We start from the raw sequence: 13,258 nt of genomic DNA, 5'->3' as shown, positions 1-13,258 counted from the left end.
ATGGCACGCTGGCCCAAGCCGTCCGAGGGCAGCTGGACGGAGCACTATCCGGAGCTCGGCACGGGGCCGATCTCGTTCGAGGACTCGGTCTCGCCGGAGTTCTTCGAGCTGGAACGCGAGGCGATCTTCAAGCAAGCCTGGCTGAACGTCGGCCGCATCGAGCAACTGTCCCGCAGGGGCGGCTACTTCACCAAGGAGATCGAGGCCGCCAAGGCCTCCGTCATCATCGTGCGGGGCACCGACGAGAAAGTCCGCGCCTTCCACAACATCTGCCGGCATCGCGGCAACAAGCTGGTGTGGCACGACTTCCCGCGCGAGGAGAGCTCCGGCATCTGCCGCCAGTTCACCTGCAAATACCACGGCTGGCGCTACGGGCTGGACGGTGAGCTGACCTTCGTCCAGCAGGAGGGCGAGTTCTTCGACCTCGACCAGAACACCACCGGCCTGGTGCCGGTGCACTGCGAGGTGTGGTCGGGATTCATCTTCGTCAACCTGGCGCCCGAGCCCGAACAGTCCCTCACCGACTTCCTCGGCCCCATGATCACCGCTCTGGACGGTTACCCCTTCGACCAGATGACCGAGCGGTACGTCTTCCGCGCCGACAACCGGAGCAACTGGAAGCTGTTCGCGGACGCCTTCCAGGAGTACTACCACGTGCCGTCGCTGCACCCGCAGCAGGTTCCGACCGCCGTCCGCACCGGAGCGGGCTTCGAGTGCGCGCACTACCAGGTGGACGGCCCGCACCGGATGGTCAGCACGGGTGGTGCGCGGCGGTGGACGTTGCCGCCGGAGTACATGTATCCGGTTGAGCGGGTCACTCGCAGCGGCCTGGTCGGCCCGTGGGAGTCGCCTGACATCGGCGAGCCTCCGGCCGGTCTGAATCCCGGCAAGATCGAGCCGTGGGGCATCGACAACTTTCAGATCTTTCCGAACGTGGAAATCCTCATCTATCGCGGCTGGTATCTGCTGTATCGGTACTGGCCAACCTCGCCGAGCACGCATCGCTTCGAGGGGATGCTGTGCTTCCAGCCCGCCACCACGGTGCGCGAGCGGATCGAGCATGAGGTGGCGTCCGTGGTGTTCAAGGAGTTCGCGCTCCAGGACGCAGGCATGCTCACCGGCACCCAGACGGCGCTGGAATCCGCTTACGCCAACGGGGTGATCGACGGGTTCCCCGTCAACGATCAGGAGATCCTGGTCCGTCACTTCCACAAGGTCGTCGCCGACTGGGTCGGCGCCTACCGGCAGAGGAGGCAGGCGTGATGGCCGGCCGTATGCTGCCTCCCGCGTTCGCCGAGCTGGAGCCGTTCGCCGCGACCTGGTGTCTGGCGAGCGAGACCGAGCGGTACGCCCGGCGGCAGGCGTCCACGATGGCGGAGATGCAGGGCTTCTACGACGCGTTCTTCCCCCGGCTGGAGGAGGCGATCGCCTACTGCGATGCATTCCCGCTCGACGACCTGCCCGAGGACGCCCTGCGGCTGCTGCACCTGATCTATTCGCTGGTGATGGTCTCCATGTCGGTCGAGATCTTCCACCAGCCCAAGGCGGTCGACGCCGCCGACGCCGAGCTGGAGCGGATCGAGGAACCGTTCCCGTGAGGCCGGCCCCGCTCGATGGAAACGATCGAAAGGAACGACCATGTCACCGATCACGGTCGACAAGCTCGGCCACGAGGTCGGCGCACAGGTCCGCGGCGTCGACGTCGAGCGGCTGCTGGCCGACGACTCCCTGCCCGCCGCGGTCATGGACGCGCTGGAGGACAACGGCGTCCTGGTCTTCCCCAGCCTGCACCTCGACCCGGAAACCCAGGTCGCGTTCTGCCGCAAGCTCGGCGACATCGACACCTCGCCCGGGCACCACGACGTCGCGGGCATCTACCGCGTCAGCCTCGACACCGCCAAGAACTCCTCCGCGGCCTACCTGCGCGCCACCTTCGACTGGCACATCGACGGGTGCACCCCCCAGGACGACGCCTATCCGCAGAAGGCCACCATGCTGAGCGCTCATCAGGTCGCCGCACGCGGCGGCGAAACCGAGTTCGCGAGCTGCTACGCCGCCTACGACGCCCTCACCGACACCGAGAAGGACAGGTTCGCGGCCCTGCGCGTCGTGCACTCCCTGGAGGCGTCCCAGCGGATGGTCACCCCCGACCCCACTCCTGTCGAACTGGCGGCATGGCGGCGCCGCCCGGTGAAGGAGCACCCGCTGGTCTGGACCCACAAATCCGGACGCCGCTCCCTCGTCCTGGGCGCCTCCACCGACCACGTCATCGGCATGAACCGCGACACCGGCCGCGCCCTGCTGGACGAGCTCCTGGCCCGCTGCACCACCCCCGACCGGGTCTACCGGCACGAATGGACCGTCGGGGACACCGTCATCTGGGACAACCGGGGCGTCATCCACCGCGCCGCCCCCTACGACCCCACCTCCCCCCGGGAGATGCTCCGCACCACCGTGCTGGGCGACGAACCCATCCAATGACCCCCTCGCCCCCCGGCGTCCGCCCCACCCCCAGGAGGAACCATGGCCCGATGGCCGAAGCCGCCCGAGGGCAGCTGGACCGAGCACTACCCCGAGCTCGGCACCGCTCCGCTCTCCTACGAGGACTCCATCTCCCCGGAGTTCTTCGAGCTGGAACGCGAGGCGATCTTCAAGCGAGCCTGGCTGAACGTCGGCCGCATCGAGCAACTGTCCCGCAAAGGCAGCTACTTCACCAAGGAGATCGAGGCCGCCAAGGCCTCCATCATCATCGCCCGCGGGACCGACGAGAAGGTCCGGGCGTTCCACAACATCTGCCGGCACCGCGGGAACAAGCTCGTGTGGAACGAGTTCCCCCACGAGGAGACCTCCGGCACCTGCCGCCAGTTCACCTGCAAATACCACGGCTGGCGCTACGGCCTCGACGGCGCCTTGACCTTCGTCCAGCAGGAAGGGGAGTTCTTCGACCTCGACAAGGACTCGACCGGTCTCGTACCGGTGCACTGCCAGGTGTGGTCGGGGTTCATCTTCGTCAACCTCGCCCGCGAGCCCGAACAGTCCCTCACCGACTTCCTCGGCCCCATGATCACCAACCTCGAAGGCTACCCCTTCGACAAGATGACCGAACGGTGGCAGTACCGATCCGAGGTCGGCGCCAACTGGAAGCTGTACATGGACGCCTTCCAGGAGTTCTACCACGCGCCCGTCCTGCACTCGAGCCAGACCCCGGACGCCTTCTCCGCCGCCGCGGCCCAGACCGGGTTCGAGGCCCCGCACTACCGGATCGAAGGCCCGCACCGCCTGGTCAGCACCTCCGGCATCGTGGCGTGGGAACTGGCCCCCGACATGCGCAAACCGACCGAGGACATCACCCGCAGCGGCCTGTTCGGGCCCTGGGACAAGCCCGACCTCGGCATCGACAAGCTCCCCGCGGGCGTCAACCCGGCCGGCTGCGACCCCTGGGGCCTGGACTCCTTCCAGCTGTGGCCCAACTTCACCATCCTCATCTGGTCCGGCGGCTGGTACCTCACCTACCAGTACTGGCCCACCTCCTACAACACCCACACCTTCGAGGGGAACCTCTACTTCATCCCCGCCACGACCCCGCGCGAACGCGTCGCGCACGAGATGGCCGCGGTCACCTTCAAGGAGTACGGGCTCCAGGACGCCAACACCCTGGAGGCCACCCAGATGATGCTCGAATCCCGCGCCGTCACCGAATTCCACCTCAACGACCAGGAGATCCTGTGCCGGCACATGCACAAGGTGACCGCCGACTGGATCCGCGACTACACGACCCAGCAGGCGAAGGTATGACGCCGATGACCACCTTGCTGCCCGGCGAGTTCGCCGACCTGGAACCCTACGCGGCCCACTGGTGCCTGCCCACCGAGGCACAGCGATACGCCAAACGGCTGGCCACCCCGATGCGCGACATCCAGGCCTTCTACGACGCGATCACCCCCCGCGCCGAAGCCGCCCTCGCCCACTGCGACAAGTACCCCCTCGACGACCTGCCCGAGGAGGTCCTGCACCTGATGCACCTGCTCTACTCCATGATCACCATTTCGTTCTGCGTGGAGGCCTGGAGCCAGCAGCGCGTCCCCGACACCGGCGCCGCCGCCCTCGACTGCCTCATCGAGCCCGTCCCGTGACGGTGCCGACCGTCCTGACCGCAGACCGCTGGATCGACGTCGACAAGGGCGAAGTCCGCTCCCCGGCCGTGATCGTCGTGGAAGGCGACCGCATCACCGCGGTCGACCCTCCCGCCACCCCCTGTGTCGCGACCCGGATCGACCTGGGCGACATGACCCTCCTGCCCGGCCTGATGGACATGGAGATCAACCTGCTCATCGGCGGCCCCGACACCCCCACCGGGCTGCCCCAGCCCATGCACGGCGTCCAGGACGACCCCGTCTACCGGACCCTGCGGGCCACGGCCAACGCCCGCACCACCCTGCTCGCCGGATTCACCACCGTCCGCAACCTCGGGCTGATGGTCAAGACCGGCGGCTACCTCCTCGACGTCGACCTCCGCCGCGCCATCGACGAGGGCTACACCGAAGGACCGCGCATCGTCGCGGCCGGCCACGCCATCACCCCCACCGGCGGCCACCTCGACCCCACCATGTTCCAGAAACTCGCGCCGCACATCATGCCGCTCACCGTCGAGGAGGGCATCGCCAACGGCGTCCCCGAAGTCCGCAAGGCCGTCCGCTACCAGATCAAGCACGGCGCGGAAGTCATCAAGATCTCCGCCTCAGGCGGGGTGATGTCCCACAGCACCGCCGCCGGCGCCCAGCAGTACTCCGACGAGGAACTCGCCGCCATTGTTGACGAGGCCCACCGCGCCGGCATCAAGGTCGCCGCGCACGCCCACGGCGACGCCGGGATCCGGGCCTGCATCCGCGCCGGCGTCGACTGCATCGAACACGGCTCCCTGGCCAGCGACGACACCCTCCAGATGATGATCGACCACGGCACCTTCCTCGTCCCCACCAGCTACCTGTCCGAAGGCCTGGACATCTCCAAGGCCGCGCCCGCCCTCCGCCGCAAAGCCGCCGAGGTCTTCCCCCGTGCCCGGCGCACCCTGAGCAAGGCCATCGCCGCAGGCGTGAAAATCGCGTGCGGAACCGACGCACCCGCCATCCCGCACGGCCACAACGCCAAGGAACTGTGGGCGCTGGTCGACCGCGGCATGACCCCCATGCAGGCGATCCAGGCGGCCACCCTCACCAGCGCCGACCTCATCGGAGCCGACGATCGCGCCCGCCTATCCCCCGGGCTGCTGGCCGACATCATCGCCGTCCCTAGCGACCCCACCCGCGACATCACCGCACTCCAGGACGCGCAATTCGTCATGAAAGACGGCCACATCCACAAAGCACCCGAACCAGCCCCCCTCGCCTGACCTGCGACCAGAAAGGGCCACCCACCGTGCCCAAGGGAATCCTGTACGTCGAATCCCACCCCAGCACACCCGAAGAGGCCGAAACCTTCCACACCTGGTACGAAGGCACCCACCTCAAGGAGATGACGGCCATCGACGGAGTCGTCTCAGCCCGCAGATTCGCCGCGCTCGCAGACGACGGGCCGTTCATCGCCATCTACGAACTCGACACCGACGACATCGCCGGCATCCAGGCCAAAATCAGCGAGGCCGCCAAAGCCGGCCAGATGTCCCCGCCCGTCGGTGTCCGCAACGACCCGCCGCCCAGGGTGTGGTTCTGCCGCGAGATCGCCGCCCACACCCCCTGACCACCGGACCGAACCCTGCGCCCCGATCGCGGAGGATCCATGCGCGAACACGAATTGCTGTTCATCGGCGGTGCATGGGTGCCGCCGAGTACCGGCCGCACGATCGAGGTGACCTCCCCGCACACCGAGCGGGCCATCGCCCGGATCGCCGCACCCGCCGCCCCGGACGTCGACCGGGCCGTCGCCGCAGCCCGAGTGGCGTTCAACGAAGGCCCTTGGCCTCGGATACCGCCCGCCGAACGGGTCGCGGCCATCCACAGGCTCGCCGACCTGTACGAGCCGCACCGCGAGGAGATCGCCCGTCTGATCACCGCCCAGATGGGGGCGCCGCTCACCTTCGCCCGATCGGCGCACGCCGCCCTGCCCGGTGTCATGATGCGGGCCTTCGCCGACCTCGCCGCCGACCTCGCCTGGGAGGAGCCCCGCCTCGGCCACTACGGGCAGGACATCCTCCTGCAGAAGACGCCGGTCGGCGTAGTCGCCGCGATCGTCCCGTGGAACATGCCGACCCTGCTCACCGTGATGAAGCTCGTGCCCGCCCTGCTGGCCGGATGCCCAGTGATCCTCAAACCCTCACCCGAGACACCTCTGGACGCGTACCTGATCGCCGACCTCACCCAGCAAGCGGGCTTTCCTCCCGGCGTCGTCAGCATCCTGCCCGGCGACGGCGAGCTCGGCGCCCACCTGGTCGCCCACCCCGGCGTCGATCGGGTGTCCTTCACCGGCTCCACCGCCGTGGGCGCACAGGTCGCGGCGGCCTGCGGCTCCGTCCTCAAACGCGTCAGCCTCGAACTCGGCGGCAAATCCGCCGCCCTCGTCCTAGACGACGCCGACCCCGCGACCGTCGCCACAGGCCTGAAAGTCGCCGCCCTCATGAACAGCGGCCAAGCCTGCGTCGCCCAAACCCGCATCCTGGTTCCCCGCACCCGGCACGACGAACACCTCGAAGCCATCACCACGATGATGGACGGCCTGGCCGTCGGCGACCCGTCCGCCCCCTCCACCGACATCGGCCCGCTTGTCACCCGCCGCCAGCAAGAACGCGTCCTGGAATATATCGACCTCGGCCAGAAGGAGGGCGCCACGCTCGTCACCGGCGGCACCACCCGCCCCGACGGCCTCGACCACGGCTGGTACGTCCGCCCCACCCTCTTCGCCGGCGCCGACAACGCCATGCGCATCGCCCAAGAAGAGATCTTCGGACCCGTCCTCACCGTCATCGCCTACGACGATGACGACCACGCGGTCCGCCTCGCGAACGACACTCGCTACGGCCTGTCCGGCTCCGTCTGGACCCCCGACACCGACCGCGGCCTCGCCACCGCTCGCCGCATCCGCAGCGGCACCCTTGGCATCAACCAGCCCTACACCATGGACCCAGCAGCCCCCTTCGGTGGGTTCAAAGACAGCGGCATCGGCCGGGAACTCGGCCCCGAAGGCATCGAGAGCCACCTCGAAACCAAATCCATCTCCGTCGCAACCTCCTGAACCCCTCCGCCCGGAGACCCACATGCCCACCCCGACCGGCCACAGTGCTCACCGCGGGAACCGGCCCCAGATCCGCCGCCTGCGCCATCGCGCAGTGCTGATCGCCCCAAGCACCATCGACACCATCCAACACGTCGGCGGCTGGATGTTCGACCGCGCGACGGAAGGCTGGGACATCTACTGCCTCATCAGCGAACACGCAGACCACACCCCCTGCACATCCTGGGAGCCCGCTCCATCGTCGGCCTCGACCAAGCCCTGGCCACCACCACCCGCGGCACTCGCCCCAGGGTCATCGCGGTCAACGCCACTCTCTACCAGACCGACCAGCGCCTACGCCGGGAACTCTCCCGTGCCCTCAGCCAAGGAGCCAACGAGATCAGACTGTGGCCCGGCCGGCTCGACCCTTCTCCGCACGGCGACCCGACCCGCTACACGCCGAGCAAAGCCGCCCTGGCGTTCAAGACCCACGCTCTGACCTCAGCCGGCCTCCCGTCCGATACCAGCGGAGCCGAAGCCTTCCACCAACAAATGTCGCTCAACCCACGGTCGCGTCCACGGAGGTGGTATACACGTTTTCGCCGCTGAGAGGCCTGGTGTTGTGAATTGAGACCACCACCGCCTGACGGCTGACGGTGTTCATCCCCCCAGCCCCGGCGGCGGACGCACATGCAGTCGCGGTCTTCGTCCGGCCCCTCACCGCCCCAGGCCAAAGCCGGGTGCCCCACGAACCACTTCGACCCGAACCGGGCATGCAAGATTCCCGATACACCCCCGTTCGCCGGGATCCGATCACCGGGCGACGGTCCCCGTGGTCGCTCCATGGTTGCTCCAAACGCCATGACACGATGTGGCAGCGTCCGACCCAGCACGACACGAAAATCAGCTGACACCGGGCCGAAACGGCACGAACCGACACCGCGCGGCACCGCCCGACACGCACCGGCACCTGTCCAGGGTCACTTCTAATCCGACGGTCGCAGGTTCGAATCCTGCCGGGCGCGCTCGCTTGACCTGGGCATACTCGATTTTGTCGGGAAGTCTTCAATCCGGTTTGTGGGCATTTAGGCGTGCCGGCTGCTCCATGCACGTGCTTGACTGCGTTCAATGAGCAGTCGTCCCGCAATGACGGATGCCCATCCCCAGGTCAACGCGCCACCGAGAAGGAGCCATCTGAAGTCCTGGGTGAGAGCCGCGGCGATCCCAGCGCTGAAGTCCCCTGCAATGGTCACCAGGCAGTAGACGGCCCAGCCTGGCTCCCCGAGCTTGAAGAAGCGGCGTGCGAAGACGACGCACGCCGCGTCCAACGCGATTCCCATCACCGTCGGCGCCGCGAGGTGCAGAAGACCGCGCCAAGACGGCTGGCCGACGCCGCTGTTCGGTGTGCCAATTGGGAAACCGTCGGCGGGGTCGGCGGGGAAGAGCCCCGCCCAGATCAACGCGACCCCGTACACACCGATCAGTAGTGGCCCCCATGTACCCGCATGCTCACTACGCAGAGCGCGACGGATCCCTACTGCGGAGGCCGAGACGAGCAGCCCGACGAGGAGAAAGTTCGCGATCTGGACCCACCCGAGGTCCCCCAGGCTGAGCAGGCTGAGTGGATGAGTCCTTGGATCGAATCCCTCTCGATTGACGGCCTGCACGATGACGGTTCCGAAGAACAGCGGGCCTGCGACAACTCCGCACGTCAACAGCGTTTGCGTCCAGCTGCCAGAAACCTCTGCGGACCCTGTGATGGAATTCCGTCGGGGCTCACTAGTCGATGCTTTTATCCTCATCCTGACTCTCCTCTGCCGCTAGGCGACATCTTGCCTCGTGCTGGTCGCTGTGTATCCGCCACCCGGCCATACCCAGGCGCCGTCGAGAATGTTTCCGGCCGCGTTGAAGTCGCCCCTGAAGAACATGTCGGACCCTCGATGACCGCCCCAGATGGTCAGGGTGTCTCTGTCGATCTCGTAGACATAATCAAGGGTGTCGCCCTCGGTCGTGTACGTGCGGGATTTGATTTCGGCACTGGGTTCGGCGCCGAACGGCCGCTCTCGGCCGATAATCTCCGTGAATCGGTTGCGGTTCCCGAAGAGTTCGACCTCTCCTGACTGGATGAGAAAGTACTCGCCGTCCATCCACTGGTAGGTGACGTTTCCCGACGCGTCGCCGCTGATACTCCAGGTACCGACAAGCCGATCCAATGCTCGAAGCGCGTCGTCGGCCAATCGCGTGCCGTGTGTGCTATCGGTCATTGCTCTTTCCTTTTGATTCGCCTGATGATGCTGGGGAAGGGGTTCCGTCGAGCCGCATCGAACTCCCGGACGATATCGGCGAAAGGCAAGCCAGGGGTGGTGATAGCTGTCTGGATTGTCATTGGTCTTCCTCCTTGCCGTCATCGGTGCTCTTCGTTGCGTCAAGCAGGGCGTCGAGGCGTCGGAATCGTCCCTCAGCGATGAGCCGATAGCGTTCGATCCAAGCGGTCAGGTGTTCGAGAGCTGCAGCGTCCAGATGCACGGGCCTCCGTTGAGCGTCCCGCGATCTGGCGACGAGGCCTGCATGTTCAAGTACCTGGATGTGCTTCGACACCGCCTGTTTGCTGATCGCGAAGGGCTCCGCAAGCTCGTTGACCGTCGCACTGCTGCGCGAGAGCCGCACCACGATCGCACGCCTGACCGGGTCGGCCAGGGCAAGAAAGGCCCGGTCCAGTGCGTTGCCGTCCCGCTCGTCCAGCATTGTCAACCTCAAGATTGATCAACCATTTAGTTGATTAAAGAATAGAGGACGGGCCTGGGTGCCGTCAACCGATCGGTTGATTAGTAGAACGTGGCGACGTGACGGTGCACCCCCACCCGTGTTCGCGCACCAGCAGGGATCGTGGACTTCGGCGCCTCGCGGCAGTTCATCGACGAGCCCAGACGCCCTTACGCCAGGATGCTGGCGCAGGCGTTCCCGACGATCGGCGACCCGGCCTCCCGGCTGGCGCCATCGGGGCTGCCCGGCGACCCGCCGAGCATCGCCGACCGCAGTGCCGGGTGCGCCTTCGCACCCCGGTGCGAAGGCGGGCGACGAGTGCCGTACCCCGTAGGCGCCGAGAACTCTGTCACAGGGCCTGTTCTGGGGTTTTGCCGTGCTCTGTGGCTCGGCTCGGGCAGGATCGTGGGATGGCTTTGCGCTGTACCTGATCGTCTTGCCGGCCAACTGGATCGCACTGCTCGCCCGATCACAAGCAGCGAAAGATGTAGAGATCCTTGTACTCCGCCATCAACTCGCTGTACTCCGCCGCCAGGTCTCCACTCCCCGGCCGTCATGGGCGGACCGGGCGATCTTGCCCGCGCTGGGGCGGCTTCTACTCCGGATCCGCCGACACCATTTGTTCGTCACGCCGCGGACGCTCCTGCCTTGGCACGCCGATCTGGTGAGGCGACGGTGGACCTACGCCAAGCGCCGGCCTGGACGACCACCGATCAGGCCCACCATCCGAGCCTTGGTGCTGCGGTTGGCCGCTGAGAATCCGGCCTGGGTCTATCCGCGATCGCTGGGGAGATCGCCGGCCTGAGCCGGAAGGTCTCCTCAGCCACCGTGTGGGCGATCCCGAAGTAGGCTGGATTCGGTCCGGCGCCGCGGCGCAGCGACCCGACCTGGGCCCAGTTCCTCAAAACCAGGCGGAAGGGATTCTGGCCGCCGACTTCTTCCATATAGAGACGATTACGTTCGCCCGGTTGTACGTGTTCGCCGTGGTCGAGCGCACCACCCGCCGTGTCCATGTGCTCGGTGTCACGGCGAACCCGACCGCCGGATGGGTCGCCCAGCAGGCCCGCAACCCGATGCTCGATCTGCGAGAGCGAACCAGCGACTTCCGGTTCCTGATCAGAGACCGGGACCGATTCACCGCTCTGTTCGATGAGGTGTTCCAGGCCGAAGGCATCCGAATCGTGCGCACCGCTCCGCAGGCTCCTCAAAGGAACTCACCAGCGCACTCGGAAGCGTGTGGGTGGCCGAGACCACCCGCTCCTACGTCGCCTCCTTCGCAACAGCCCCAACCGCACCAAGACCCAACTGAATCCAGCGCCCCGCGAACCACTCCCGACCCCGCACCCGGGGCACGCACAGAGCCTTTTCCATCCTGATCTTGCTGGTCACAGGCTGGTTGCGGCGCGCAGGTTTTGATCATGAACGGATGAAGCTCCTGGTAGGTGCGGAGTAGACCATGACATCGCACAACCAGGAGCAACCTCACCTACGCCGAGCTGGCGGCGGGGTTCGGGGTCGGCGTCGCGATCGCCTACCGGTATGTCTGCGAGGTCGTTGATCTGCTCGCCGAGCTGGCTCCCGACCTGCGCGAAGCCCTACGGATCGCCGCCCGCAAGGCATATGTGATCCTGGACGGCACTCTGGTGCCCACCGACCGGCTCGGCGGCCAGGACGACCGGCGCTACTACTCGGGAAAGCACCACCGGCACGGGATGAACATCCAGTTCCTGACAGACCCGCACGGCCGGCTGGTCTGGGCCTCACCGGCACTGCCCGGCTCGACCCACGACCTGACCGCGGCCCGCGCCCACGGGATCGTTGCGGCGCTGACCAGCAGGGCCGTCGCCTGTTTCGCCGACAAGGGCTACCTCGGCGCCGGCGGAGCGATCGGCACCCCGCACCGCAAACCCAAAGGACGCAAACTCGAGCGGCGCAAGAAGGTCTACAACCGGCACCACGCCAAGATCAACGCCCTCGGCGAACGCGGCGCGGGCCACCTTGAAGACCTGGCACATCCTGCGCAAGACCCGCTGCTCACCGGCCCGCCTGACCAGCATCGTCCAAGCCATCCTCACCCTCCACCACCAGACCAAATGAAGATGTAGGGTCGGGGGCTGGCGCGGTGGCGCTTGTCCGGTGGTAGGGCCTGGGGCCTTTCTTCCGCCGGTTTCCCGGTCAGCTGTGCCACCCCAGATGCCCGTGGCCGTACGCTCCGTTTCCAGCCCCCGCCGCATCGAACCGTGCAGGCGGTTCTCCCGCACACGGCTCACCGACGTCGTTCACCGCCGGCATTCGGTCGTTCCCGCCAGGGCTTTCCTGCCCTGGGTGCGACGACGATTCCATACAAGCTGATCAGACCCAGGTCGATCGGCCGGGAGGACGTCATGACCCACCAGCCGAACGCCTTGCTGCGCCGGTGCTTCCTGCTGACGAACCGTGCCAGCCGCTGTTGCGCATACCGTCTGATCTTGCTGAGACGCTGCTGCCGTCACGGTGCTGCTGGCCGGTCTTTTCATCTCCGCGCTCCTGGGCTCCATGACCGGGCTGTACCTCAACGAAGATGAGTCAGGTCTTGATCACCTCTCCCAGCCGATCACGCTGTGGGGGCTGGTGCTCTCCGGCCTGATTCTGGCCTTCGCACCGGCCTAGACCGCCGTCCAGTCGTAGTACGTCCAGGTCATCGGATACCCAGAAAGCCGGTTCGCCTGTCCGGGAGCTCTGGGCGATCTCGCGCACCCCGACTCGGCTGTGACTGTGGCCAGTTGCAGAACTCGGGAAAGACTCACGCGGCTGCGAGCAGCACCAGTCCACATCCCGTAGAAGCCAGGTACCCGACAAGAGAGTGACAGCAATACCGGTGGACACCACCTCACCGGCTTCACACCAACCGCACTACGACCAGCACCGCGAAGGCCCGACCTTGGGGCGGCGCAAAGTTCGCCAAACGATCTCTGTGCTACGGAAGGGGAAGCTCCAATATCGGCACGTAATCGATCGACTACTCCAACGATGCGTCAAACCCTGACTCCTCGTCATACGGGATACCCGAGTAGCACTTTATGAGAATAGACCAAATCAAACTTACTAGATTCCATTCAGGAGACCCAATAATGGTCAATTCCACCAGACAGTTGCTTTGATAAATAGTTTTTCCATCTACCTCCTTGGATACACGTGATAGTTCGGCCGCCAATACCTCGTCATCTAGACGGAGCGTCACCCGGGTAGCATCGAATGATGGGTTAGCTAGAAGATCAATTGTCAGCCACGAGCCCCCCTCGGCTACCACGGA

At 66.3% G+C, this 13,258-nt stretch carries 14 protein-coding genes and 1 pseudogene; 11 read left to right on the top strand and 4 right to left on the bottom strand.

Annotated elements, in window-relative coordinates; genetic code table 11:
• The 8 genes from ACRYCC_RS40515 to ACRYCC_RS40480 are packed head-to-tail and all read left to right on the top strand — an operon-like array spanning position 1 to position 7,224.
• A complete protein-coding gene (locus ACRYCC_RS40515) occupies positions 1-1,263 on the top strand; it encodes an aromatic ring-hydroxylating oxygenase subunit alpha (RefSeq protein ID WP_433819407.1) in 1,263 nt (420 codons plus the stop codon).
• Positions 1,263-1,598 carry a hypothetical protein gene (locus tag ACRYCC_RS40510; RefSeq protein WP_433819406.1) on the top strand — a complete coding sequence of 112 codons (336 nt, stop codon included), beginning with the start codon at positions 1,263-1,265 and terminating at the stop codon, positions 1,596-1,598. The genes ACRYCC_RS40515 and ACRYCC_RS40510 overlap by 1 nt, the downstream gene beginning before the upstream one ends.
• A gap of 40 nt (positions 1,599-1,638) precedes the next feature.
• Positions 1,639-2,481 (top strand): TauD/TfdA dioxygenase family protein, encoded by an 843-nt coding sequence (locus ACRYCC_RS40505; protein ID WP_433819405.1) that lies wholly within the window; start codon positions 1,639-1,641, stop codon positions 2,479-2,481.
• Positions 2,482-2,523: 42 nt separating this feature from the next.
• Positions 2,524-3,795, top strand: coding sequence for an aromatic ring-hydroxylating oxygenase subunit alpha (locus tag ACRYCC_RS40500; protein ID WP_433819404.1), 1,272 nt, complete (start codon positions 2,524-2,526; stop codon positions 3,793-3,795).
• Positions 3,796-3,800: 5 nt separating this feature from the next.
• Entirely contained in the window at positions 3,801-4,133 is a 333-nt protein-coding gene (locus ACRYCC_RS40495; RefSeq protein WP_433819403.1) for a hypothetical protein, read from the top strand.
• Entirely contained in the window at positions 4,130-5,389 is a 1,260-nt protein-coding gene (locus ACRYCC_RS40490) for a metal-dependent hydrolase family protein (RefSeq protein ID WP_433819402.1), read from the top strand. Before ACRYCC_RS40495 ends, ACRYCC_RS40490 begins: the two co-directional genes overlap by 4 nt.
• A gap of 26 nt (positions 5,390-5,415) precedes the next feature.
• Positions 5,416-5,736: a hypothetical protein gene (locus ACRYCC_RS40485; protein ID WP_433819401.1), complete on the top strand. Its 321-nt coding sequence runs from the start codon at positions 5,416-5,418 to the stop codon at positions 5,734-5,736.
• Between the two features lie 39 nt (positions 5,737-5,775).
• Positions 5,776-7,224 carry an aldehyde dehydrogenase gene (locus ACRYCC_RS40480; protein WP_433819400.1) on the top strand — a complete coding sequence of 483 codons (1,449 nt, stop codon included), beginning with the start codon at positions 5,776-5,778 and terminating at the stop codon, positions 7,222-7,224.
• Between the two features lie 1,064 nt (positions 7,225-8,288).
• On the opposite strand, the gene ACRYCC_RS40475 is transcribed toward ACRYCC_RS40480, so the two are convergent.
• The 3 genes from ACRYCC_RS40475 to ACRYCC_RS40465 all read right to left on the bottom strand — a co-directional run bounded on the left by ACRYCC_RS40475 (position 8,289) and on the right by ACRYCC_RS40465 (position 9,948).
• Positions 8,289-9,005, bottom strand: coding sequence for a DUF998 domain-containing protein (locus tag ACRYCC_RS40475; protein ID WP_433819399.1), 717 nt, complete (start codon positions 9,003-9,005; stop codon positions 8,289-8,291).
• Positions 9,006-9,023: 18 nt separating this feature from the next.
• Entirely contained in the window at positions 9,024-9,467 is a 444-nt protein-coding gene (locus ACRYCC_RS40470) for a hypothetical protein (protein WP_433819398.1), read from the bottom strand.
• Between the two features lie 118 nt (positions 9,468-9,585).
• Positions 9,586-9,948, bottom strand: a complete 363-nt coding sequence (locus tag ACRYCC_RS40465) for an ArsR/SmtB family transcription factor (RefSeq protein ID WP_433819397.1) — start codon at positions 9,946-9,948, stop codon at positions 9,586-9,588.
• A 141-nt stretch (positions 9,949-10,089) separates the two neighbouring features.
• Between ACRYCC_RS40465 and ACRYCC_RS40460 the strand changes: the two genes are divergently transcribed.
• Complete coding sequence (locus tag ACRYCC_RS40460) at positions 10,090-10,722, top strand: oligopeptide/dipeptide ABC transporter ATP-binding protein (RefSeq protein ID WP_433819396.1); 633 nt, start codon at positions 10,090-10,092, stop codon at positions 10,720-10,722.
• On the opposite strand, the gene ACRYCC_RS40455 is transcribed toward ACRYCC_RS40460, so the two are convergent.
• Entirely contained in the window at positions 10,680-11,174 is a 495-nt protein-coding gene (locus ACRYCC_RS40455; RefSeq protein ID WP_433819395.1) for a hypothetical protein, read from the bottom strand. The genes ACRYCC_RS40460 and ACRYCC_RS40455 overlap by 43 nt on opposite strands.
• Positions 11,175-11,438: 264 nt before the next feature.
• On the opposite strand from ACRYCC_RS40455, the pseudogene ACRYCC_RS40450 reads away from it, so the two are divergent.
• Both ACRYCC_RS40450 and ACRYCC_RS40445 read left to right on the top strand, forming a co-directional pair.
• Positions 11,439-12,063: pseudogene (locus ACRYCC_RS40450) on the top strand (transposase family protein); the annotation flags it as partial.
• 396 nt (positions 12,064-12,459) lie between these two features.
• On the top strand, positions 12,460-12,615 hold the full coding sequence (locus ACRYCC_RS40445; RefSeq protein ID WP_433819394.1) for a hypothetical protein: 156 nt from the start codon (positions 12,460-12,462) through the stop codon (positions 12,613-12,615).
• Positions 12,616-13,258: the final 643 nt, after the last annotated feature.

The sequence above is a fragment of the Actinomadura scrupuli genome, from assembly GCF_050971785.1.
GTDB lineage: Bacteria > Actinomycetota > Actinomycetes > Streptosporangiales > Streptosporangiaceae > Actinomadura_E > Actinomadura_E scrupuli.
This window is presented reverse-complemented; position numbering and strand designations above follow the sequence as displayed.